Annotated in this window: 16 protein-coding genes; 6 read left to right on the top strand and 10 right to left on the bottom strand. The window is 40.8% G+C overall.

Annotated features, from left to right (window positions below):
* Positions 1-69: 69 nt before the first annotated feature.
* A complete protein-coding gene (locus ACE1EF_RS07365) occupies positions 70-1,518 on the top strand; it encodes a tryptophanase (protein WP_375719991.1) in 1,449 nt (482 codons plus the stop codon).
* A gap of 86 nt (positions 1,519-1,604) precedes the next feature.
* On the opposite strand, the gene ACE1EF_RS07360 is transcribed toward ACE1EF_RS07365, so the two are convergent.
* The gene (locus tag ACE1EF_RS07360; RefSeq protein ID WP_375719990.1) at positions 1,605-2,282 is read right to left on the bottom strand and encodes a DUF554 domain-containing protein; all 678 of its coding nucleotides are present in this window, start codon (positions 2,280-2,282) and stop codon (positions 1,605-1,607) included.
* A gap of 260 nt (positions 2,283-2,542) precedes the next feature.
* Between ACE1EF_RS07360 and ACE1EF_RS07355 the strand changes: the two genes are divergently transcribed.
* Positions 2,543-3,970 (top strand): T9SS type A sorting domain-containing protein, encoded by a 1,428-nt coding sequence (locus ACE1EF_RS07355; protein WP_375719989.1) that lies wholly within the window; start codon positions 2,543-2,545, stop codon positions 3,968-3,970.
* A 191-nt stretch (positions 3,971-4,161) separates the two neighbouring features.
* On the opposite strand, the gene ACE1EF_RS07350 is transcribed toward ACE1EF_RS07355, so the two are convergent.
* The 6 genes from ACE1EF_RS07350 to ACE1EF_RS07325 all read right to left on the bottom strand — a co-directional run bounded on the left by ACE1EF_RS07350 (position 4,162) and on the right by ACE1EF_RS07325 (position 13,036).
* On the bottom strand, positions 4,162-4,641 hold the full coding sequence (locus ACE1EF_RS07350) for a hypothetical protein (RefSeq protein ID WP_375719988.1): 480 nt from the start codon (positions 4,639-4,641) through the stop codon (positions 4,162-4,164).
* Positions 4,642-4,911: 270 nt separating this feature from the next.
* On the bottom strand, positions 4,912-5,514 hold the full coding sequence (locus tag ACE1EF_RS07345) for a hypothetical protein (protein WP_375719987.1): 603 nt from the start codon (positions 5,512-5,514) through the stop codon (positions 4,912-4,914).
* Positions 5,515-6,126: 612 nt separating this feature from the next.
* Complete coding sequence (locus tag ACE1EF_RS07340; RefSeq protein WP_375719986.1) at positions 6,127-6,834, bottom strand: DUF4386 domain-containing protein; 708 nt, start codon at positions 6,832-6,834, stop codon at positions 6,127-6,129.
* Between the two features lie 12 nt (positions 6,835-6,846).
* A complete protein-coding gene (locus ACE1EF_RS07335; RefSeq protein ID WP_375719985.1) occupies positions 6,847-7,839 on the bottom strand; it encodes an NAD(P)-dependent alcohol dehydrogenase in 993 nt (330 codons plus the stop codon).
* A gap of 2,100 nt (positions 7,840-9,939) precedes the next feature.
* Entirely contained in the window at positions 9,940-11,154 is a 1,215-nt protein-coding gene (locus tag ACE1EF_RS07330) for a serine hydrolase domain-containing protein (RefSeq protein ID WP_375719984.1), read from the bottom strand.
* Positions 11,155-11,251: 97 nt separating this feature from the next.
* Complete coding sequence (locus tag ACE1EF_RS07325; RefSeq protein ID WP_375719983.1) at positions 11,252-13,036, bottom strand: helix-turn-helix domain-containing protein; 1,785 nt, start codon at positions 13,034-13,036, stop codon at positions 11,252-11,254.
* Positions 13,037-13,626: 590 nt separating this feature from the next.
* Between ACE1EF_RS07325 and ACE1EF_RS07320 the strand changes: the two genes are divergently transcribed.
* Positions 13,627-13,857 (top strand): FeoA family protein, encoded by a 231-nt coding sequence (locus tag ACE1EF_RS07320; protein ID WP_375719982.1) that lies wholly within the window; start codon positions 13,627-13,629, stop codon positions 13,855-13,857.
* A 3-nt stretch (positions 13,858-13,860) separates the two neighbouring features.
* Positions 13,861-15,948 (top strand): ferrous iron transport protein B, encoded by a 2,088-nt coding sequence (gene feoB, locus ACE1EF_RS07315; RefSeq protein ID WP_375719981.1) that lies wholly within the window; start codon positions 13,861-13,863, stop codon positions 15,946-15,948.
* A gap of 165 nt (positions 15,949-16,113) precedes the next feature.
* Here the strand turns inward: feoB and ACE1EF_RS07305 are convergent, their stop codons facing one another.
* The 3 genes from ACE1EF_RS07305 to ACE1EF_RS07295 form a co-directional block, all read right to left on the bottom strand.
* A complete protein-coding gene (locus tag ACE1EF_RS07305; protein ID WP_375719979.1) occupies positions 16,114-16,821 on the bottom strand; it encodes a hypothetical protein in 708 nt (235 codons plus the stop codon).
* A 163-nt stretch (positions 16,822-16,984) separates the two neighbouring features.
* Positions 16,985-17,743, bottom strand: a complete 759-nt coding sequence (locus ACE1EF_RS07300) for a Mut7-C RNAse domain-containing protein (RefSeq protein ID WP_375719978.1) — start codon at positions 17,741-17,743, stop codon at positions 16,985-16,987.
* Between the two features lie 232 nt (positions 17,744-17,975).
* Positions 17,976-22,262 (bottom strand): family 43 glycosylhydrolase, encoded by a 4,287-nt coding sequence (locus ACE1EF_RS07295; RefSeq protein WP_375719977.1) that lies wholly within the window; start codon positions 22,260-22,262, stop codon positions 17,976-17,978.
* A gap of 191 nt (positions 22,263-22,453) precedes the next feature.
* Here ACE1EF_RS07295 and ACE1EF_RS07290 point away from each other — a divergent pair, with 191 nt between their 5' ends.
* Positions 22,454-23,389 carry a permease gene (locus ACE1EF_RS07290; RefSeq protein WP_375719976.1) on the top strand — a complete coding sequence of 312 codons (936 nt, stop codon included), beginning with the start codon at positions 22,454-22,456 and terminating at the stop codon, positions 23,387-23,389.
* Between the two features lie 76 nt (positions 23,390-23,465).
* Positions 23,466-25,436 carry a DUF362 domain-containing protein gene (locus ACE1EF_RS07285; protein WP_375719975.1) on the top strand — a complete coding sequence of 657 codons (1,971 nt, stop codon included), beginning with the start codon at positions 23,466-23,468 and terminating at the stop codon, positions 25,434-25,436.
* Positions 25,437-25,446: the final 10 nt, after the last annotated feature.

Raw genomic sequence — 25,446 nt, 5'->3', positions numbered from 1 at the left:
TGCTACAGCCGGTTAACCCGGGAAACGACTTTAATTCAACTATTATTTACAATATCTAACTTTTTTAAAATGGCTAATATTAAATTTTATTTAGGAGAAGAAATTCCATTGGAAATGCACAAGGTAAGAATGGTGCAACGCCTCGATCTGGTTCCGATCGATCGCAGGCTGAAAGCAATTGAAGAGGCTGGCAATAACACCTTCTTACTGTACAACAAAGATATTTACCTGGATATGTTAACTGACAGTGGTGTAAACGCCATGAGCGACAAGCAGACAGCATCGATGCTGATCGTGGACGACAGTTATGCAGGCTCAGCAACTTACACCCGTTTAAAGGATAAGCTGAATGAAATTTTCGGTAAGAAGTATTTTCTCCCGGTTCACCAGGGACGTGCCTGCGAAAACCTGTTATCGCTCGCTTTTGTAAGAAAAGACACTTATGTCCCAATGAACTATCACTTTACCACAACCAAAGCCCACATTATGGTCAATGGTGGTAAAGTACTGGAATTGCACATGCCCGAAGCATTAAATCCGGTGAGTTCTGAACCGTTTAAGGGAAACCTGAATCTGGATGATCTGCAGAAGTTAATTGACAAGGAAGGGGCTGAAAAAATTTCATTTATCCGTATTGAAGCCGGAACCAACCTGATTGGCGGACAGCCGGTTGCTTTGGATAACTTTATTGCAACCAGTAAACTAGCAAGGAAATACAACATTCCGTTTGTTATAGATGCCAGTTTGCTTGCCGATAACTTACATTTCATTAAAACCAGAGAAGAGAAATACAAAAATCATTCGATCCGTGAGATAACAAAAATTTTGTCGGATACGGCAGATATCATTTATTTCTCGGCCCGAAAACTGGGACACGTACGTGGTGGAGGTATTATTACAAACGATGAAGCGGTGTATAAAAAACTGCTTGAAATGCTGCCGTTATATGAGGGATTCTCTACGTATGGTGGTATGTCAACCCGCGAAATGGAAGCCATGACCATTGGTCTGGACGAAACCATGGATGAAGAGATGATCAACCAGGGACCGATATTCATCAAATTTATGGTGGATGAACTGGTTAAACTTGGAATTCCGGTAATTACGCCTTCAGGAGGACTTGGAGCACACATCGATGCCATGGCATTTCTGTCGCACGTGCCGCAGAAAGAATACCGTGCAGGTTCGCTGGCAGCTGCCATGTACCTGGTAAGTGGTGTAAGAGGTATGGAGCGTGGAACCATTTCCGAAGAACGCGAAGAGGATGGCAGTGATCATTTTGCAGCCGTTGAACTTTTGAGACTGGCACTGCCGCGCCGCGTGTTTACCCTGTCGCAGGTTAAGTACACTGTTGACCGCTTAGCATGGTTGTATGAGAACAGAAAACTCATCGGGGGTCTGGAGTTTTACGAGGAACCTAAAGTATTGCGTTTCTTCTTTGGTAAATTAAAACCAACCTCAGACTGGCAGGAAAAACTGGTGGCTAAGTTTAAAGCAGACTTTGGCGACAGCCTTTAGTCCCTGAATAAAATTTAATAAGATAGAATCCGGGAATCGTTGATTTCCGGATTTTTTTTATCAATAAAGCGGATTATAAAAAGAGATTACAGAAAAAAGTAGGACAGGATCACGGCAAAAATAAGGCTGGGGATCATGTTGATAATTTTAAGGTTTTTAATCTCCAGAATATTGATACCAAGGCCTATCAGCAGCAAACCACCCACTGCAGTCAGTTCGTTGATAATTGGGTCCGTAAAGAAGTTTTGTAAGGAACCGGCAAAAAGTGTCAGACTGCCCTGGTAAATGATCAGTGGAATCGCAGAAAAAATCACGCCGATGCCAAGCGATGCCGCCAATGCAATGGATGAAAATCCGTCGAGGACAGACTTCGCCAGCAACAGGTTTGGATCGCCACCCAGTCCTTCCTCAAACGCACCCAGTATGGCCATCGACCCCATGCAATACAGCAGAAATGAAGTGACAAACCCGTTGGAGAAATTTTCATTTTTCGATTTTACACGCTTTTTTAACCATTCACTGAACCGGTTAATTAATAAGTCTAAACGTAAAAGTTCGCCTGCTATGGCGCCCAGAACAATGCTGAAAATCAGAACCAGAAAATTGCCGGTTTTGGCGGCCATGTGAATTCCCAGGAAAAGGGTAAACAATCCGATGCCCTGAAAAACAATCCGGGTTATATTTTTCGGCATTCTGGAATGAATTAAAAGTCCGATGATACTGCCAATAATAATCGCACCGGCATTGATGAGTGTTCCCAGCATAATAATAAGTTGTTTTGTTGTTTATGTCCTGATCCTAACCGGAACATGAGCTGGACAAAAGTAAACCTGTGATTGTGCATAAAAGTAGTAATTTATAAGGATCCCAATATCATCTTTGTTGGATTTACGTCTATGTGTAACACAAGAAAGGATTGAAGTAAGGGTTTAATTTCAAAGGTTAATTTTAAAAAAGTCAGAGAAGAACGGGTAATTTCTTTAATTTAGCGGCATTGATTTAAACCCGTTATATAGTTTTTAAAATGATGAAATATCTACATTACGTCTCCATCTTTATTTTCATAATCTGGTTTTCATTTACAGTGGCAGCCCGTTCCGGTTCAGAACAGGTTCGTCTAACAGCGCCGGAAGGAAATTCGTACCAGTGGCTTTATAACGGACAGCTTATCGGAGCGCAGGATTCGCAACAAATTATTGCGGCACAGAGTGGTACATATACTGTGCTGGTATCCATGAATGATGGAACTGTTGAGACAAAATCATATGTTGTAAATGCCACAACCGGAAAAGTAACGGTATTTGTAATCGGTGACAGTACGGCATCCGTTTATGGTTCAGATCTTTATCCGCGAACCGGATGGGCACAGGTATTACAGCCCTTTTTTAATTCAGATAACGTTGTAGTGAACGATCAGGCTGCATCCGGAAGAAGTTCCAAAAGTTTTTATGACGAAGGGAAATGGAACACAGTATATAACATGCTGAAAGCCGGCGATTATGTCCTGATTCAGTTTGCACACAACGATGAAAAGACAACGGACCCGACCCGATATACAGATCCTGCGACGACCTACAGGGACTATCTGAAAATTTTTGGAAACGGGGCGAAAGAAAAAGGGGCGTATCCGGTATTCATCTCTTCCATTCCCAGAAATAACTGGAGTGGCACTCAGATAAAACAGGCTCATGCGGCATACACGCAGGCGATGAAAGAAGTGGCAGCAGAACTGGAAGCACCGTTTATTGACATGGAAGCCAGCACCATGGCTTTTTTAAATTCCAGGGGGAAATCATATGCTACCGACAGCATTTTTAATAACCTTAAATCCGGAGTCTGGCAAAATTATCCCGATGGAAATTCAGACGGTACTCACCTGCAACAAAACGGAGCCTTTGAACTATGTAAGGTTTTGGTTGCTGATTTAAAACAAGTGACTGCTTTCAGTGAGATTCAGAGCCTCACATCGAATCTTGTTCCTGCTATCAGGATTAATGCCATGGCTGATCCTGATCTGAAAGGAAAGGTTACAGGCTACGGTGTATATGCAAAAGGTACAACTGTTACGTTAACGGCCTCACCGGTTAACGGATACCGGTTTGTAAACTGGACGCTGGTCAATTCAACGGATGTCTATAGCACAGAAAAAAGCATCTCTCTGACTACAGACACATTAAGTTTGGATTTCCGGGCCCACTTTGAGCTAATTACCGCACTTCAGGAGCATAAGGTAGAGGACATAAAAGTATATCCTAATCCTGCTACCAATTATGTGAATGTAGATGTAAAGGCTCAGAGATGGCAGATCGATATCCTGGATCTTAGCGGACGGGTTATGTTATCGGGACAGAATATTAAATCGATAGATTTGAGAGGTGTAACATCAGGAACCTATCTGGTTCATATTAAAACATCAGAACAGGAGGACTTCCTAAGGTTTCAGATCAGATAATAAACCAGGCTGTTTTAAAATCAGGTGTAATTATGAAATTAGATGTTCAATATTACTAGCTTATATCTGCATATAAAAAAAGGGTAGTAACTTAACTACCCTTAATCAAAACCACAAATAACCCTTAGTATCCCTTTTCTGACATTAGTTAATAAACTAAGTTATCAGTATATTTTTCTAATTCTACATATTTACTTTACCATAGTGATTTGGATGACATATACAACATTATCCATTGTCATAGTAATATATGTCTCAATCTTATCTTCAGCACTATAATAAACTCCATTGTATTTTTTCCCATCTAAATCAAGCCCATCATAACCATTCATTACATAGGTTCCAGTTGAATCTGTATAGTTTTGACTTGGTATGTCAAACGCAAAACCATTACTTGCCAATTCAATTTTATTTCCCTGGAATTCGATATCGCCCCCAACATAAAAATCGATACCGGAATCATCCGTAGTTGATTTTTTCACAAGGTAATTCTCCGTTAAATCAAAATCACTTCCCAGATAGGATAGAGTATTATTATCTAAGACATAAAATTTCCATGTTGCTTGGTAATTACCTATTGCCTGATCTCTAATATCATCGTTTTTGTCTTTTTCACATGAGGTGGTAACTAATAATATCAACGATAATAGAATAAAACTTATCTTTTTCATTTTTAATTGTATATAAATTATTATGTTAAACTAATCCTGTATTGTGTATTTCCTGTCAGTTTTTGAACGTTACTATAACATATTAGCTTCAAAAGGGATTTTTATGAAGTCTGTGGTTTTGAATTTAAAGTATAAAGACTACAGTTTATATTGTAAAATTCTGTTGAGCTGAAAATACAAACAGGTTCTTTAATTGATACTGTTTGAAATGGGTTTATTAAATCAAACCCTACATCGAGATGTAGTAAATTTTTTACGTTCTGTTTAATTTCAGTTAAATTTAATTAAGATCCCTTTGAAGTCGTCGGGACTAATGATGATAGCGTCAAAAGGTTTAACCTTCCCTTTTTTCTCTCTTCTTTTTGCTTTACGTACGATTTCGTTAGTTCTATCGGATAGTGAACCGCCACCGAGTATCGATAAAGTTGCAGAAAATTCATCAACTTCTTCAAATTTATCATTGGGATATGAAAACATGTAAATTGGTACATTTGAAATCCTTTTTACATCTGATTGGAGGCTGATTTCGTCTTTAAATTTTATTACTATTCCGGAATAATCGTCCGGATTTATTATAATTGCATCAAAATCTTCAATATCCCCTTTTTTAACTTTTCTCTTTGCTTTATTGATAATTTCTTTCACTTTATCAGTAACACTTATTTGCTCACTATTATTACTAAGTGCATCAGATAAAGCTGACATTGTAGCTGATAATGTTGTAACCTCATCAAATTCTACAGTAGGATATGAATAAATAAAAACAGGTATGTTTAGAACTTTCTCAACAGTTGCTTTTTCTGATAACTCATCTTGAGCGAAAAATGGAATGGTAATTAACAGGCCAATTAAAGCAAATACAATTTTTTTCATTTTATGATTAATAAATTTGGTAATTCCTACTCTTATCGATTTTGGGTTACTCGCCTTATGGATTTATTTTTAATAGCTTCATAAGGATTTTTACTATTTATTTGGGAGGTTACCCCTTTTTCAACCTATTTGACAATATTATGATTTGGGACTATTCGATTTACTGGCATTTATGTAAAAGGTTTTGAATAGAAATTTGGTTTTATCGTTCTCTATACAATTTCTCGCAATCGTTTCATCGGAGTAAAACGATGATAAAATGTTAGTACAGTTGTTGTTATTAGTCATAGTTATGAAAAAATATAAGGGTTCATTCAATCAAACATCAATCAATTTTATCAACAAACATAAAATAATAAATCAATGCGAAATTAACATTTTATTTATTTAAAACGAATAATAGAGATATAGTTTTAAAAAATTATCTCTTAAATATGAATTAGATGCTTGCAAGTATTTGAAAATTAGGGCCTAAGTTATTCGCTATCGTTGTTCAGTTACAGCTCTTAATGAAAAGGGGAATACTCAACAAGATAAACATTTCAATTCTGTACAGAAACGTTATTTATTACAGGCTAATCATTTTTTTGATCAGCCTGTTTGAGTGTCGGATTAAACTGCAACAGCTTTTACAGAAGTTTTTGTTCTGAGCGGTTTACCTCCACGGATCAGCAGCCAGACAGCAAAACCAACCTCGCCAATGGCCATTGGAGCGCTAAGGATCATTTCAATCTGTTCAACCTGTCCGATGTATTCAGGGAATAAAAATTTAGCGGCATGAATGCCAAAATAACTAAGACCTGAAAAGATCAGCAGGACAGCCCATATCCGCGGAATAAAATCCGACAAATAAACCAACATTCCCAAACCGATCAGGTGCAGGCCGAACAGGATCAAACCGAATGACCAGGTACTTTTAAACGATTCGAGATGGGAGTTCATTCGTACTATTGAGTCAGTTGTTCCGGCAGTTGACGTAAGTGGCAATATGGCGATTAGGTGATAAATCGCAACAGCCAGAATTCCTGCATAAACCATTCTGATTGTTGCTGTTGTCAATGCAAGTTTTTGATTTACCGACTTCAGATAAAGATAGAGGGACCATGCCACCAGCACATCTGTTATAAGAATAATGATCCACCCGGCTATTCCCTGTTTGAACATGGACCCGGCTAACGATATATTCTGAAATGTAAGATCCGGATGATCATTCACGACTAAATTAGTATAAATATATCCGTATGCTATTGCTGCAGCTATCGCCATAATAATGATTGAACTTCCTGCTGTTAATGCGTATTTTCTGTCTGTTGTTTTCATGATTTTATAATTTTATGATTGAACCATTATGATAACATTTCCTCTTTTATGACCTTTGGCAATGTATTCATGTGCCATGGCCACTTTTTCGAGCGGAAACTGGCGATCGATAACTGTTTTTAATTTTCCATCCCTGAATATTTCACTAAGTTCTGATAATAGTGTTTTGAGTTCATGATCCTTTTTCATGCCTGAAGCAGAAAATTTAGCTTTTTGTTTTCCGCTGATGCTGGTTTTAAGCATTTGAAGCAACAACGATAATTTCAAGACGGGCGAAACGTAAACGCCACCTTCTTTTAAAACCTTACGTGACTTTTTAAACGAGCTCTTACCGACGGTGTCAAACACCACATCAAATTTCCGGCGAATTTCGGTAAAGTCCACTTTGGTATAATCCAGCACCATGTCGGCTCCCAGGGATTTTACAAGTCCGGTATTTTTTGTGCTGGTCACCCCAACCACTTCGGCCCCGAGGTATTTGGCCAGTTGCACCGCAGCTGTTCCAAGGCTTCCGGATGCGCCGTTAATCAGCACCGATTGTCCGGGTTTGATTTTTGCTACTTCTTTAAGGAAAGAGAACGATGTCAGATGTCCGTCGCAATACGCAGCGGCTTCAGCAAAGCTCATGTTATCCGGCATTGTTAGAATAACGCCTGTTTCAGGAACCGAAACATATTCCGCGTTGGTGCTGAATCCAAGTGTTGTTTCACCAAATACACGGTCACCTGTTTTAAAGGCAGTCACCTGATCTCCTGTGGCTTCAACCACACCGGAAAATCCTGTTCCCGGAATGGGATGTTTGGGTTTTAATAATCCGGTCATTAAGCGGCCAAAATAGGGTTTGCCGGTACGCATCATTCCATCGGCTGTTGTTGCTGTAGTTGCATAAATCTTAACCAACACCTCATTGTTTCCTGCAAATGGTTTTGCCACATTTTGCAGTTGCAGTACTGCAGGAGATCCGTATCCCGTTGCCACGATTGCTTTCATATTGATTGTTTTCATATCTGTTGTATTTAATTGATTACGAATGATTATGATGCAAATTAACGGCAACGTAAGTTTCCCGGCGTTCTGAATAACACAGAAGGAGTTCGGAATTATAATGCTGGACTTAAAATTTGGTATAGGATTAAGAATTTAAGGTTTAGCCGGTAAGTTAGCGACCCTAGTGATTTATCGTTTTGTTTCTCCGTGGTTTATTTAACCACAAAGGACACGAAAAATTGCACAAAGGACGCTTAGTAAGTTTTATAGCTGTTTGTTTTTTATGGATCCGGGAAGTTGTGCTAATCTACATCTGGTTTATTTTATCAGTTCTGCAACATGCCACAGGTCATCCATGTTGTGATGTACAAATGATTTACCACAGTACACCATAAGTTAACGGGTTACAGGTTTTTACCGGCTGCTATGTGACCACTGTGATTTCCCTTTGTATTTCTCCGTGGTTTATTTAACCACAAAGGACACGAAGAATTGCACAAAGCTCGCTAAGTAAATATTATGGTTGGATGTTATTTATGGATCCGGGAAGTCGCGCTAATCTACACCTGGTTTATGTTACCAGTTCTTCCACATGCCACAGGTCATCCATGTTGTGATGTACAAATAATTTACCACAGTACACCATAAGTTAACGGGTTACAGGTTTTTACCGGCAGCTTTGTGACCACTGTGATTCCCTTTGTGTTTCTCCGTGGTTTATTTAACCACAAAGGGCACTAAGAATTGCACAAAGGACGCTAAGTGAATTTTATAATGGGATATTATTCATGAATCGGGGATGTCGGACCATTACTAACCTGGTTTATTTTATCAGTTCTGCAACATGCCACAGGTCATCCATGTTGTAGTGCTCAAATGATTTTCCGCAGTACACCATAAGTTAACGGGTTACAGGTTTTTACCGGCAGCTTTGTGACCACTGTGATTTACCTTTGTGTTTCTCCGTGGTTTATTTAACAACAAAGGGCACTAAGAATTGCACAAAGGACACAAGCTAAGTTTTATGGTAGGATGTTATTTATGGATCCGGGAAGCCGTGCTAATGTACACCTGGTTTATGTTATCAGTTCTGCCACATGCCACAGGTCATCCATGTTGTGATGTGCAAATGTTTTTCCGTAGTACACCATAAGTTAACGGTTTACAGGGTTTTACCGGCAGCTTTGTGACCACTGTGATTCCCTTTGTGTTTCTCCGTGGTTTATTTAACCACAAAGGGCACTAAGAATTGCACAAAGGACACAAGCTAAGTTTTATGGTAGGATGTTATTTATGGATCCGGGAAGCCGTGCTAGTGTACACATGGTCTATTTTAGAAGTTCTGCCACATAACTGCAACATCGTAGTATTCAATTCATATTCTGCAATGCAAAATCATGATGTCCGTAATTATTTTCTGCATGTTATATTCAGTTGTTTACGGGTTTCACATTTTCGCATGTAGCTTTATGATCTTAGTGATTTATCGTTTTGTTTCTCCGTGGTTTATTTAACCACAGAGGACACGAAGAATTGCACAAAGGACACAAGCTAAGTTTTATGGTAGGATGTTATTTATGGATCCGGGAAGTCGTGCTTATCTACACCTGGTTTATTTTATCAGTTCTGCAACATGCCACAGGTCATCCATGTTGTGATGTACAAATGATTTACCACAGTACACCATAAGTTAACGGGTTACAGGTTTTTACCGGCAGCTTTGTGACCACTGTGATGTATCGTTTTGTTTCTCCGTGGTTTATTTAACCACAGAGGACACGAAGAATTGCACAAAGGACGCTAAGTAAATTTTATGGTTGGATGTTATTCATGAATCGGGGAAGTCGTGCTAGTGTACACATGGTCTATTTTACCAGTTCTGCCACATGCCACAGGTCATCCATGTTGTAGTGTTCAAATGATTTTCCGCAGTACACCATAAGTTAACGGGTTACAGGGTTTTACCGGCAGCTTTGTGACCACTGTGATTTACCTTTGTGTTTCTCCGTGGTTTATTTAACCACAGAGGACACGAAGAATTGCACAAAGGACACAAGCTAAGTTTTATTGTAGGATGTTATTTATGGATCCGGGAAGCGGTGCTAATCTACAGCTGGTCTATTTTATCAGTTCTGCCACATGCCACAGGTCATCCATGTTGTAGTGTTCAAATGATTTTCCGCAGTGTACTATGATCACATCCTTGTCAGGAATAACATAGATGTTCTGTCCAAGGTTACCGCTGGCTGAAAACTGAAATGTGGAATCACAATTGGTGTTTCCCCACCACTGGTAGGAATAGTACATGTGTTTACAATTGTTTCCCCTAAACCAGTCAGGATACACATCACGGGGAATGGATTTATTTTCAAGTGTGGATTTGCGAACCCAGTTTTCTGATATGATTTGTTTCCCTTCCCAGTTTCCGTTCTTAAGGTAAAGTCGCCCAAACCGGGCATAATCAATAGCACGGGCTATGAGTCTGCTGGGCATATATTCAAAGCCGGATTTTTTACTGTCTATCGAAAAAAGTGCATCGTAGGCCATGGTTTTGGACCAGAGTTTTTCCTGTAAATATTCGGATACCGTTTTATGTGTAGCTCTTTCAATAATCAGCCCCAAATAACTTGTGTTGTAGTTGCAGTATTGAAATTTCTTACCGGGTTCTGAGGCAATATCCACTTTTTTAAGAAGGAGCTTTCGAACATTCGGATGATAATAGCCAATGGCTTCATCATGCCAGGGAAGATGAATATAAGTACCGGGGAAATAACCTTCAAAGTATTTCAGTCCGGACCGCATTTCCAGCAAATTTTTAATCGTTATTTTTTCAAAATCCTTATTCCGCTCTTTCAGTTCGGGAATATAGGTTGTCATCGGATCATTAACGTCCTTAATATAACCATCATCGATGGCTGCACCAATTAAAAATGAAATAAACGACTTGGCCATGGATTGTGAATGAAAATAGGAATCCCTGCTAAAACCGTTGAAATATTTTTCATAAAGAATAGTGTCTTTTCGGATGAAAATCAAGGCCGTGGTTTGTGATTTTTCGGCCCACTCATCCAGTGAGGTAAATCCGGATTGTTTTATCCTGTCCTGAAATAAGGACGCCACATATGCCTCCTGTGGATTTTCATAAAACTGAAACGTACTGTCCGAACCTTTAATTACCCTGTTTTCATACAGTTTATAGTCGTACACATCAGCCACATTTTGTGTGATTAAGCGGTAAACATAAACCGGCGAATATTTAACGGACAACACAATGAGAAAAAATAATATGAGTGCCAGTGGAGTCAGAAGAATTATTTTAATTGCCTTTTTCATCTTGATAATTTTAAATTTAATCATGCCGTAAATGTAAAATCAATCTACCGGACAAAAGTTCTGCATTATAATACCGAACCTATTTGTCCTGAAAAGATCAGGAAAGCTGTTTTAAAAAGGCGCTTGGTGTCAGGCCGGTTTCTTTTTTAAAAAACGTATTAAAAACAGTTTTTGAATTAAACCCGCTTTCATAAGCCAGACCCAAAAGTGATATGTGTGCATTGGAGGCATCACCTGCCAGGGTTTTAAAATGCTCCACACGGTAATGGTTAATAAACGCATTAAAGTTCTTTCCAATTTTCTCATTCAGGAGCCATGAAAGGTGATTTGGGTGCATGCCGATCTGTTCCGCAAGGGATCGAAGGGATAAATCCGGATTCAGATATGGTTCGTTTTCACGGATGTATTCCAGCAATGATTCCAGGTAGACTTCACTGGTTTCTTCGCTTAATAAGGGTGGTTTTTGTTCCGATACCGGGTCATACAGCTTGATTTCAGGATACAGTTGATAATAAAAGGTTTGATACTCCGGCTCCCCGGTTAATCCTTTGACCAACGGATCGGTGAAACTTAAAAGAAAAATTGACGATTTTACCTTCAATGATTTTTCGAGCAATTCGAAAGCGTCATCATATTTTTTAAGATTGGCATAAGCCAGAAAAAGATAGGAATGTGCCTGAAAGGCCACAGGGTCTTCTGCCCTTTGTTCCAGTCTGAAAATATGTTCGCTGGTTCTCTCCGTGTCGCCTTTCAGGATATAGGCCAGACAGGACATGCCCAGGTATTCGTCCGGAATAATGATATCATCCGGCATGGCCTTAAGTGCACTCAGCACCTCATCCGGTCTGTCAAGCATCAGAAGGGCATAGGTCCGGACTGTAAATGCAGGAATATTTTTGGGATTACGCTTAAGCAGATCATCATAAAGATCCAATGCTTTACTATAACTGCCGGTTCTGTACAGATAATACGCCTTGTAAAACTGTGTTTCCTGGTTTAACGGATCAATGGAAAGAGCTAATTCAAGGTGTTGCCACGCTTTATCCATCTTTCCGGAAATGATATAAAGAAAGGCCATGTATTGCTGTGCCTCTGGGTAACTGGGTTTAAGTTCAATAGCTTTGAGAGCATGGCTGTAAGCATCGGTATAGCTGCAATCGGTAAAGAACGAAAGATTAGCCAGCTGGTAATGTACGCCTGCGTTTTCTGGATTAAGAGCGAAGGCCTTTTGGGTGTGCTCTGCTGCTTTCATCCAGGCTTCAGTCCGGGGCATAAACTCTGTTGTGGCCATAAAACCGTATGCATCGGCCAGGCCTACATGCGATTCGGTATGGTTAGGATCCAGTTCCAATGCTTTTTCATAAAGACCAATGGCCGTTTTAACATCCGCCGGGTTCCATTTATTAAAATAGTAGTTGGCCTTTAAAGCCAGCACATAGGCATCGGCATTGTCCGTTTGCTTTTGTACCAGGTGATCGCCAATCTCAAAATGCCCGACATGTTCCCTCAGCTTTTCCGCAATAATCAGACTGATCTCATCCTGTATTTCAAAAATGTTTTCAAATTTCCGGTCCCAGGTTTCGGACCAGAAATGGATATCGGTTTCTGCCTCAATCAGCTGTGCCGTGATCCGGATCATATTTCCGGCTTTTCGTACACTTCCTTCCAGAATGGTGGCAACATGCAGTTGTTTGGCTATCTGACCAATGGGGATATTTTTGTTTTTAAAATAAAAAGAGGAGGTTCTGGAAATAACATTCAGAGTGTTAATTTTAGCCAGCGCATTGATGATTTCTTCTGTTATACCGTCGCTGAAAAACTCATTTTCCGGATCTGAGCTCATGTTCATAAAGGGAAGGACGGCGATGGTATTGGTGTTCATGTTTTACCGGTTTAATATACTAACATACAAAGGGCTGTTTTTGCTTAAACAGTGCATGAAATTGTTGTTTGTTGAATAGCAAAGATGAATATGTCTGGGTTTTGGATGTAAAATTTATTTCTGATCGTGTTTTTTTCATTCACAACAGATTGAAATGTGTTGTAATTTTGATCTGAAAATCAAGAGCAGTTTTCTTGATCACTTTAGTATTCACATTTTAAACTGTTCGTTATGTCAAAAAATCATGAATCTCAGAAAAACACCAAGAAAGATCCTGCCAAATCGCTGAAAGAAAAGCGTCTGGAAAAAAAGGCGAAAAAGGAAATGAAATCGAAATCATAAGCTGTTAGTTGCTGCATTGTCTTCTGAAAAGAGTTAGTTTGTTACAAGCTGACTCTTTTTTTTATTGTTTCAGTATTAAGTTTTCAATCCTGTTCTCGAAGTTACCGGTAATGGAAATAAATTTCAGGTTTTCGAAATATGAAGTGAAAAAGTAGGATATTTATTATTTAAAATCATAACAAATAAGGATTGACGCATATAATGTAATGCACTATTATTGCAACTCAGTTTAAGTAGACGTTGCGATAATGAAATATACAATTGCACAGTTAAAGCGGGGAGAACGGGGCATCATTGAACAGTTTTCCACAGAGGATATACCGGTTAAGTTCCAGGAGGTGGGATGTCTGCCGGGGAATGAAGTACAACTGTTTCAGTTTTCGCCTTTTAACGATTTGGTTTACCTGATTATTAACGACAGTCATTTTGCAATAAGAAAAGAGACGGCGGCTTTAATACAGATAAGGAGAGTGGAGTAACACATGGGGAACCAGCTTAATGTTGCATTAATTGGAAATCCAAACACCGGTAAAACATCGGTATTCAATCAGCTTACAGGTCTGAACCAGAAAGTCGGTAACTATCCGGGTATAACGGTTGAGAAGAAAGAAGGACTGTGCCGGCTTCCGGATGGTTCAAGAGCGCATATTATTGATCTTCCCGGCACCTATAGTCTGAATTCAACCTCTCCGGATGAAATCGTCGCGACCAATGTGTTGTTGAACAGCAAAGATGAGGATTATCCTGATGTGGCAGTTGTTGTCGCAGATATTGAAAACCTGAAGCGTAATCTTTTATTGTACACACAAATCAAGGATTTGAATATCCCAACCATTTTTGTCATTAACATGGCTGATGTGATGACACGGAAAGGAATAAGCATCGATATTGATTTGCTGGAAAGGGAATTGCACACTAAGATTGCATTGGTCAGTGCCCGCAAAGGAACCGGGATAGATAACCTAAAACAACTGATTCAGGATTACAATAGTCTTTCTCTTATGTCCTGTGTGAAATTTACAGATATTGATCCGCACTATTTTAAAACATTCGGCGAGGGAATTTCCCTGGAACAGGCCTATAGAAAGTGGTTGACCATTACACGGGAAACAGCTGACATGAACGGGGAAGAAACCGGTGAAGCATTTTATGGCAAACGGATCACAGAACTGAAACGGTTACAGCAAAAAGAGACTATCCTGCGCTATCATTTCATCAACAAGCTGATTAAGGAAGGGTATAAAAAAGAGTTATCAAAAGCCACAGACTGGAGAAGCAGACTGGACAGGATTTTAACGCACAGGATTTTTGGATACATCATTTTTTTCATGATCCTTTTACTTGTCTTTCAGGGCATTTACAACTGGAGCAGCTATCCTATGGATTTGATTGACCGGTTATTTACCGACCTGGCAGAATGGGTAAACAATACCATGCCCCCAGGTGCACTCACCGACCTTGTATCTGAAGGGATTATCCCCGGAATCGGAGGGATTGTGATTTTTGTTCCCCAGATTGCGTTTTTGTTTCTGTTTATATCCCTGTTGGAAGAGAGCGGCTATATGAGCCGTGTGGTCTTTTTGATGGATCGCATAATGCGACGGTTCGGGCTTAACGGTAAAAGTGTGGTGCCGTTGATCTCAGGTACCGCCTGTGCCATTCCGGCAATTATGGCAACCCGAAGCATCGACGACTGGAAAGAGCGCCTGATCACCATCCTTATTACGCCGTTTATAACCTGTTCAGCTCGTCTGCCGGTTTATCTTATCATTATAGCACTGGTTATTCCGGATCAAACTGTAATGGGACTGAATTTACAGGGCCTGACGCTAATGGGTTTGTATGTGCTTGGTTTTGTTATGGCCTTTTTATCAGCCTTGATTCTGAATAAAGTATTGAAAATGAAAGCACGGTCGTTTTTTATTGCGGAAATGCCGGCGTATAAACTACCGCTGGCGAAAAATGTGGCTCTTACCGTTGTTGAAAAGACCAGAAGTTTTGTGGTAGGCGCCGGAAAGATTATACTGGCCATATCCATTGTGTTATGGTTTCTGGCATCCAACGGGCCGGGAAATGACTTTAAAAATGCCGAATCCATAGTTAAGTCGGAACAATATTTACCGGGTCAAACAGAACAGGATATGAAAACAGCGATAGCCGCTTACAAACTGCAGCACTCTTATATTGGAAAAATCGGCCATGCCATTGAACCGGTTATCCGTCCGCTGGGCTACGACTGGAAGATTGGTATTGCATTAATCAGCTCCTTTGCAGCCCGTGAGGTTTTTGTGGGAACACTGGCCACTGTATACAGTGTGGGCAGTGACGAGGAATCTACCATTAAAAACCGTATGATACAGGAGACAGATCCGGAGACGGGGAAAAAGGTTTTTAATTTTGCCACAGGGGTATCACTGTTGCTTTTTTATGCCTTTGCCCTTCAGTGTATGAGCACTCTGGCAATTGTAAAGCGTGAGACCAACAGTTGGAAGTGGCCGTTGCTTCAGCTGATATTTATGTCAGGATTTGCATATCTGGCATCCATGTCGGCCTATCAGTTATTAACTTAAAGATTTTGATTATGTTTGATTTTCAGACCATTATGGTTTATATCATATTAGCCGCCACCGTCGGCGCCATCATCAAACGGGTGTTTTTTAAGAAAAAGAAACATACGAAATCCTCCTGCGGTGAGGTGAACTGCAATTGTCACTGACAATATGTTTGCGCTTCATCTACTTTCGTCCGATAGAAATCGCTTCGTGAATTACAGGACGATTATCTGACTTAATGCGAAGCAATTTTAATTCAGCGCTGGTTCTTTCGGCCAGACTATCACCATCTACAAACACTCTGCCGGTATTTACCGGTATATAAATATCGTAGGGATCGTCATAATCATCCAACATTAAAAGTGCCATTTGATATTTTCGGATACCATCCTCTGTGATCATTCCCGATACAACCTCCAGCCATTTATAATAAGCAGTATCAGTATTAAAGTATTCTTCACCCTCCTGTATGGTGAAAGTTGAAAAATAATCATCATTGCCGGAGATAAAGGTTCCTTTTCCCAGGGAGTGAGATCTGACATTACCACCGGCATCTAAACCGTCAATTTCAACATCAACAGTTAAGGCATCATTATTCTGGTTATAAACATGATAGCGCTGGTCGTACCAGACAGAAGCCTCACTTTGTGTTTCGCCTGGAACAGAACTTGCTTTCATTACCATAGGTTTGACTAAATAATACCCTTCTATATCGGGCGGGTTTTTGCCTTCGTTAATTGACATCCCCATATCGCGTAACGACTGAATGGTGCTGTCAGGCACAAAATTTTTAATATCGTCACTGAATCCTTTGCTGTCATCGGTCTTTTTACATGAGATTGCAGAAATAACCAATACAAAAGAGATAATCACATAGCATGAACCTTTCATAATGTATATGTTAACGGATTAATAGTTTACAAATTTTGGGGAGTAATACGGGTCTTTTAAAGATGGTTCAATTTAAGCAAATATAATACGCATACAAAATATGTCAGTATTTTCTTTGTAAGAACACGACGTTCAGAAATCATTTAAGGTGAAAATTAACCGGTTATATACCTTTAATAAATGCTTCCATCCGCTTAAAATGAGATCCTTTCCAGAACACTTTATCGCAGGAGGAGCAGAAGTAAAACTCATCATAGATTTCAGCTGTATCCGGTTCTACCATATTTAGTATCTCGCTTTTAGCCTTTGGGCTCAGGATTGAATTGCATTCCATGCATCTGGTAAAGGGTTTAAACTGACTGTACAAATCGAATTTTAAGACGATCTCACTCAATTGCTCTTCCTTTTCAGTAGATCTGACATAATACCCATGCGTTACTCTTTTCGATTTCAGCAACAGTTTATCACGGGTCAGTATAATACGGTTTTCATGCGCGGCTGTTTCAATGATTTCCTTATCACCAAAGTCATTTCTGTATAAGGAGTCAAATCCCAGCATGCGAAGATATCCGGCCAGTTTTCCAAGGTGAGCATCAAGAATAAAAGTGCTTGTGCATAGTGGAGTATGATATTGGGGGTTTATTTTACTGATATCAAGTTGCTCAAAAACAGGATAGAGAGAAACATAATCATTTTCTTTTAGTTTATGGCCGAACCGGACTGGTGTGCTGTTTAACAGAATCAGATCAACTTCTGACAACGGAATACCGAGAGAGACAATTATGTCCTCTATGGTCACCGGCATTTTGACAGACATTGAAAACGATTTCTGCTTCTTATTCTGAGGAAGAAAGTCGTTCAGTTCTGCATAACACCGTATAATGATGGGCTTAAGAATTTTATGTATTGGATGAGAAATCATCGCTGCATTTCTTCGGTTCCCTTAAAGTTATAAATTTTTATTATTTATGACTTAACCTTATGTCCATCCAAATGTAGCAAGTTCACGGGACTCCCCTAAAGTGGGAGGCTTTAGGTCCCCTTCAGGGGATTTAGGGGTGATTTTGTAAAAACTACTTACAATCCGTAAGTAAAAATAATTCTGATATTACTTTTTGAACAGCCTCTGTATGCTCAATGTATTTCTTTTTACGTTAATGGTTTAAAACCACCATCTTTTTTGTATCAGTACTTCCGTTTTCGTAGTGGTTAACAACGATGATGATACCGTTCTGTGCCTGCAAGTCGTTTACAGAAATAAGCTGACCCGATACAGTGTATAATTCCTGTTGAATTACTGCACCTTTTGCTGACTCCCGGTTAAAAAAAAACTGAGACGTACTGGTATTAAAGTTACTGCTTACATCTACCGGATTAATTCCCCTGTGTGTGGGTGTGACCGGCTTTATGGTGCCGTCTTCGTTAAAATAGAGCCTGTCAATGCAAACCTCACGATGATAACCAGGTCCGTCGTTCAGATAGTTTTTGTTGATCCGGTGATAGACGATATACCATTCATCGCGTCCGGGAATTTGTATAATGGAATTGTGAGCCGTTCCGTAGATCTCATTATCCGGATCCTGCTTAATCACGATAGGCTGACTGGCTACATTGATCGGTCCGGTGGGCGAATCAGATGTACCATAAGCCACATGGTAATTGGGTGAACCGGTATCATCAACCGACCAGAGGAAGTAGTAAAGTCCGTCTCTGTAAAACACGTAAGTTCCTTCCCTGAAAGCGTATGTTGCCAGTGTACCTCCCTGAGGGGTAATTACCTTAATGGTTTCCTCTTTAACGGACGTCATATCATCATTCAGTTCGGCCACAGCCATGTAGCCGTTTCCCCAGTAAATATAAGTTTTACCTGATACGGGATCTTCGAATACGTCACTGTCGATGATTTGCCCGCCGACACCATCCGGATTGGAGCTGATCATGGGTGAACCGGAATCCACAAAAGGCCCGGTAGGATAATCCGATACAGCCACACCGGTTTTCTTTCCTCCGCTTTCACCGCTGAAGTAAAAGTAATACCGGTACTGATTATCAGCAATCTTCTTTTCTATGATACAAGGAGCCCATGCATTTCCCGTTGCCCAGCTGACCTGGTCGGTGCTGAGATCAAGAAAGGTTCCCTGGTTAGTCCAGTTTACAAGGTCCGGCGATGAATAAACATCAAAATAATATCCGCCCCATCCGGGATAACCATCAGTGGTAGGATAGATATAGAAGAGGCCGGTCTGCTCAGAATAGAGCACTTCCGGGTCGGCATGAAAATCCGGGATTACCGGGTTAGCCCAGATCTCAGTAGTGACATTATAGGTAACTGAATTTCCGTTCAGTGTAAATGTATATGCCACACTACCGTTTGTAAAATCCTGATTGCCAACAGGAGTTATCGTTGTTCCGGGGGTGGCATATAATTCCGGATCAAACGATGAAAGATCAACACCATAATATACCGGAATATGAATGTTCTTACTTGTGCTGTTTATGTCAATACCTGCATCCCGTATATTCTTGTTCCGTGCGCCAATGCCTGAAATTGAATTCAGGGCAGTAGATGGGAAAGCTTCTATCAGCCTGTTTACTTCAGCTTCAGAAATGGCTATGGATGTTCCATGTCGTGCATCCATGGAATAATTGTCCATCACATAACTGAAGTTTTTCAGATCCGGTGTCTCACAGAACTGATAATGTCCCGCTCCATAGCAGTCATACATCAGAATCCATTTATCCTGATCAATTAACCTGAAAACACCGGCTCCCTCAACGGCTTCATCCGTCTGATCCACATTGTCAAGAGGTGTACTCCATTGCGATCCGGGCGTTTCACCATCCTGTGGGGTAAGCGTTTCTGCAGTGACCTCGCTGATGCCTCCTATGCCTTCATTTTTGAAGAACATATGATAAAGCTTATCCACATCGCTGAAAATAATATCACCGTCTATGGTAGCCGAGCCTCTGTCAAACAGATACTGCGGTTCACCTTCAAGGTCGGTGAAGTCTGCATTGGCGTAGCAGTAAAATATCTTATCGTAAGTTACTTTTCCGTCACTGGTCAGCAATGAGAAATAAACCATGTATTTTCCGGCATCGGGATCGTAAACGGTTTGTGGTGCCCATACACGCAACACATTAGCCCACTGATCGGGCCAGCGTGTAGGAAAATTAACGGTCGCACTGGTCCAGTTAACCAGGTCAGTTGATTTAAGTAACACAATACCACGGTTGCTGCTCCATCCTTCGCTGGATTTCATATCGGTAACCACCATATAAAATGTTTTGCCATCTTCGCAACGCAGGATATGGGGGTCACGGACAGCTTTTTTCAGTGCAATATCAGCTGAATTAATTACCGGATTACCATTGTTTAAAGCCGTATAATTAAACCCATCGTTGCTTAAGGCAAAATGGATCTGTTCCTGCGACTGGGCATTACCGGTAAAATAGGTAAACAGATAGGCCGAACGGTCCTCTTTTTCTGCAATATAAATGGTAAAATCTTTTGTTTTGGTCACATCGCCTTTCGTCACAGTTGCAGTCATTGTAACCTGTTTTTTACCTTGTCCCAGTGGCGATGGCTTAAGTACACGACCCGATGTATTGATGAAATCAGGAGCGTCTGTGCTCCAGCTGACTTTTGATCCTTCAGCTGTTTTATAGGGCAGGATAACACTGCTTCTTGCATTTGTTGTATTGCCTCCAATTTCAAGTCCCGAAAGGTCAATATCCACACTTTCTTCATCGGAATATTGGGGTAAAACAGTTATTTCAACCGGTGTGGAAGCCGAATAGGCATTGCGTGTGAGTGTTGCTGTCATGGTCACACTTATCGGATCGGAACCGAAAGAAGGCCGGTAAACCGTTCCGTCCGAAGTTACAACTGATTCATCAGAACTTGACCAGGAAATGGAAATATCGTTACTCACACTTCCCGGCAAGGCAATTTTAGAACGGATTTCATCCTTATTCTCAATGGTAACACTGCTTAATGCTGCTGTAACAATCATGCTGTCCAGGGTGTGGTTCAGTACAGCTGTTTCAGCACTGATACTTTCTATTTCAGTTCTGTTAATGGCCCCTTTGTAAATCCTGAAATTACTGTAAACCGCGTTTTTCAGATAACCATCACCGGCATAACAGGAACGTCCAAGGTAATTGTATCCTGTTGAGCCAAGCGATCCGGGAAGTTTACTGATGGTGCCATTGGCGATCAGATCCGCATCGAGGTAAATATAACTATGACCATTCAGCTGGGTGTAGGTCAGATTGACCCACTTGCCTTTCATCATAGGCACGCCTGCATCAAGCTCTTCTTCGCTCCAGTATCCGGTATTCGAAATGGCATAGCGGGTGGAGATAGCAGTTAAAAACATGTTTCCGTTAGCATCCGTTCCCATATTATCTGAATTGGCAAACGTCCAGATAAAATTACCATTTCCTGTCACTGAAGTACTTTCAGGGATATAAATATTCGTTGAAACAGAAAAACTATCCAGTGTGGCAATGACATCACCAAATGCAGCACTAAAGTCAAAATAACCGTTCTGGTCGCCAAGATCCAGAACAGGAACTGCGCCAAAGGTAGTCAGTTGTGCACCGTTATGCAGCGATCCGGTATATGTATCTTCGCTGTCAGATGCTGAACTGAAATCAAACTCTGCCAGTAATTCAACGGCATCAGAACTGGTTTTAAGGCCGGATAATGCTTCTATCTGTACTGAACTGAGCGCACCGTCATAAATTCTGAAGTCAGCATATTTGGCATTTCTAAGATAGGAATCTGCAGCGTAACAGGATCTTCCCAGGTAATTGTAGCTGGTTTTGCCTAGTTCTGACGGTGTCATGGCAATTTCTCCGCTAACCGTCAGAAGACCATTGTAGTAAAGAGATCCTGTCCCGTTTTGCTGTACATAAGTAACCGTTATCCAGGCACCTTTTTGTAGCGCTGAACCGGTTTGAATGCCCTCTTCACCTGTCCACCGGTTTGGCGTTATGGCATACCTGCCGTTTTTTGCACTAAAAAACAGGCACCCATTGGCATCTGTTGCAATATTATTTGAATTGGCTATTGTCCATACAAAGTTCCCGTTGGACGTTATGGAAGTAGATGAAGGAATATATAGTTTACAGAAAACCGTGAAGTCCTGAAGGGTCGTTACAAGATTTCCCAATCCGGTGCCCATATTAACATACCCGTTTCCGCTTCCCAGTTCAATAACCTGCATGTTGTCAAACGAAACGATTGAAGCTCCGTTCACTAGATCAGCGGAAAAGCCGTTGCCCGATGCATCACTGATGGTTGTGGCATTTAAGGCCTCTGTTGCAGGATTATAGTGTAACTTAAGTGTCTGTGCCGAAAGAATATTAACCGACGAAAGAAGAATTACGGTTAACAAAACGAGTTTAAAAATGTGTTTGCAGGTTTTAGCCATTTCTGTATATTTTCAATAATTAAAAGATGTGTTTTTTTACCACAGTTGCAAAAATAAGCTTTCAAAGCCATATAAGAAGAGAATAATTGTGCAAAGAGTTTCATTTTTTCGATTACGCAGAACCAATAATGTGCCGGAAATGATATTGATAGGAAGAAATGTTGTACTTTCATCTCCGATTTTTTTAGAGCATGGATAATCTTTGGTACAAATTTCTGGATCTTTATTCGGGCAGTTATACCCAAAAAATACTCATTGAGGCGCTTGATCTGTTAAATCAGCTTTGGCCCTACCTTGTTGCCGGAATTGTGCTGTCATCACTGGTTAAAGTTTTTGTATCACGACAAGCCATCGCAGCTATTTTTACCGGGCGGCGAAATGCGATGACCATTGTACTTGCAGCACTGTTAGGTGTACTGTCTCCGCTTGGCAGTTATATCATTATTCCGCTAAGCGCGGCCCTGTTTGTTGTTGGTATACCTTTACCCGTATTGATGGCATTAATGGTCTCTTCTCCTATCATAAATCCGAATCTCTTTTTTCTTACAGCCGGAGCCATGGGTTATGAAATGGCAGTCATGCGGGTTGTATCTGCTTTTTTGCTGGGTGTGACAGCAGGCTATCTTACACAGTTTCTGATCAGAAAGAAAAAACTTACGCCAGAAGCAATTTTAAGGTCTTCACCCGATCTGGAAGCCTGGATACAGACGGAGCAGGATATCAGTTTTAAGGCATTTTTCAGGGATCTGTACCGGATGACCAGGTATGTCAGCAAATACTTTTTTCTGGCCATCGTTCTGGCGGCAGCAATCAAGATTCTGGTCAATCCCTATTACGTGGTTCGGTTTTTAAGTGAAAACTCCTTTTTATCTGTGTTGATCACAACAGGTGCGGGTGTCCCGTTTTACGTTTGTGGTGGAGCCGCTATTCCTGTGGTTCAGCAATTGTCAGAACTGGGTTTGTCCGATGGAGCTGTGCTGGCTTTTTTTATTTCGGGTCCCGTAACTAAAATTGCTAACATTGCCATGATGCAAAGTGCATTCAAAAAAAACATCCTGAGCATATATCTCATTACCGGCATTGGAGGAGCCGCGATTCTGGGTCTTATTTATACACTGTTTAAATAGTTGATTGCCAGCATTAAAACCGTTGTTTATTCCGGTGTTTTTATTAATTTTCCGCAATAAATCTATTTATAATCATATGAACCGGAATGTAACCCGTAAACCTTCAAAAAAGGGTGGAAAGACATATTTAAAATACGCAATACTAATTCTTGCTGCGATATCACTGGATTTTGTGGTTTCACATGTTGCCGACGATCTGGTCACGTATAAATATGAATCGGAATTCGATGCCGTAACGGCAGCTACGGTAAAGGTTGGATTGGTTCCCTCTGATTATGATGGTCTTGAAAATCCTTCTTCACGCGATGCGGATATCACTTATGAACAGGTAGAAGATATGGTGAGAAAGGCCATTGATCTGCAGGGTGGTTTCGACTGGGTGATTGATAAAGGGGATAACGTGATGCTGAAGGTCAATCTTGTGGGGGCGAACAGTCCATCCGGGCAGGGAGAAAATACCGATGTCCGCGTTGTTAAAGCGCTGATAAAAATTATTGATGAGTTTACAGAAGGAGATGTAGAGATCGTGGTGGCAGAGGGTTCGGCCAGAACCAACGATGATCCGGAGTCATCCTCAAGCGTTTGGGCAAACTCTGGTTATACCGCTCTGAAAAGTGATGCTTATCTGAATGGCATTAATTTCAGATTTCTGAACCTGAACCAATCCATCGATGATGTGGTGGAAGTGGATCTGGGAGATAAAGGGATGTCTTCCATACAGGGTTCTGTTTATGGTGTTCATGCTGCTGAACTACAGGCAGATGTTTATATTGTGGTCCCGGTACTGAAAATTCATGATACAGGAATTACAAATGCCTTAAAGCTGCAGGTAGGAACAGCACCGGGTTGTTATTACGGTTATAACAAAATGGCCGGCACAACGCATTCACCCGGATTGTATCACGATGTAGGCTTCAGAAGATGGACAACAGAAATGATCGTTGACCTGTGTAATATTGCCGATATTGACTTTGTGGTGGTGGATGCACTGATGTGCCTTGAAACGTATAAAACATACAAAGGTGATAACCAGGTCAGGATGAATACCATTATTGCAGGCGTTGACCCGGTTGCGGTAGATCACGTTTGTGCAGAACTGATGGGATTAAACCCTGACGATATTGCCCACATCACCCTGGCCGAAAAAGCGGGGCTGGGAACAAACGATCCTGATAAAATCAATGTGGAGGGTGCGACAATCAGCGAGGTAGCCAAACGCGTTAAAAAGAATACATCTGAAAACGGGAAATTCGGTCAGAGCAACAGAACGTGGATTTTATCAGGTCCTTACGAGGGAACAAGTATTGCCACAGAATATATCCCGGGGGAAGCTTCTGTAAAAGCTGTTCCGGGTCAGGATGGATGGACACAGCCGGTGTATTTCTTTGATGACAGGATAGACCTATCATCGTTTTACAGCGACCAGACCAACATTGTAAGTTATGCATACACTAATGTTTATGCACCTAAAGCTCAGGAAGCGGAGTTATGGCTTGGCGCACAGGAAGCAATTTACGTCTATCTGAACAGCGAACTGGTTTACAGTTCCACAACCACAAAGACTTACGGTGATAACGACATTGGAAGTAAGGTGGCCACTGTTCAGCTGGCTAAAGGGGAAAATGCCCTTATGGTTAAAACACTGAACCGCTTTGGAGATTACAGTTTTGCACTCAACATCTGTGAGCCCGAAACAAATTCTATTTATGCCGGAAACCGTGTAAAAGGGCTTAAGTTTTACCAGACTTCCGGTTCTACTCCATTGCAGAATATAACAGGAGAAGGTAAGCTGAAGATCACGCTGACACCTAATCCTGCAAGGGATTTTGTTAACATCAGTGTTGCTGCAGAAGCAGATGAACCGGTCAGGATAATCATTACAAATCTTAAAGGTCAAACCATAAAATCATTTGCCGGAATTCGTGGTTCACAAACATTGAACTGGGATCTGCAGGATGAAACAAATCGTAAAATTCAGGCGGGTACCTATCTTTGCATCTGGGAAAGCAACGGTAAAAGGCAGACCATAAAGTTTATGGTTAAATAGTTCAGAACGG

The organism is Quyinboa sediminis (assembly GCF_042219855.1).
Lineage (GTDB): Bacteria > Bacteroidota > Bacteroidia > Bacteroidales > UBA5342 > JBHJHP01.
The sequence above is the reverse complement of the archived record's forward strand: the minus strand, read 5'-3'. Positions and strand labels throughout refer to the sequence as shown.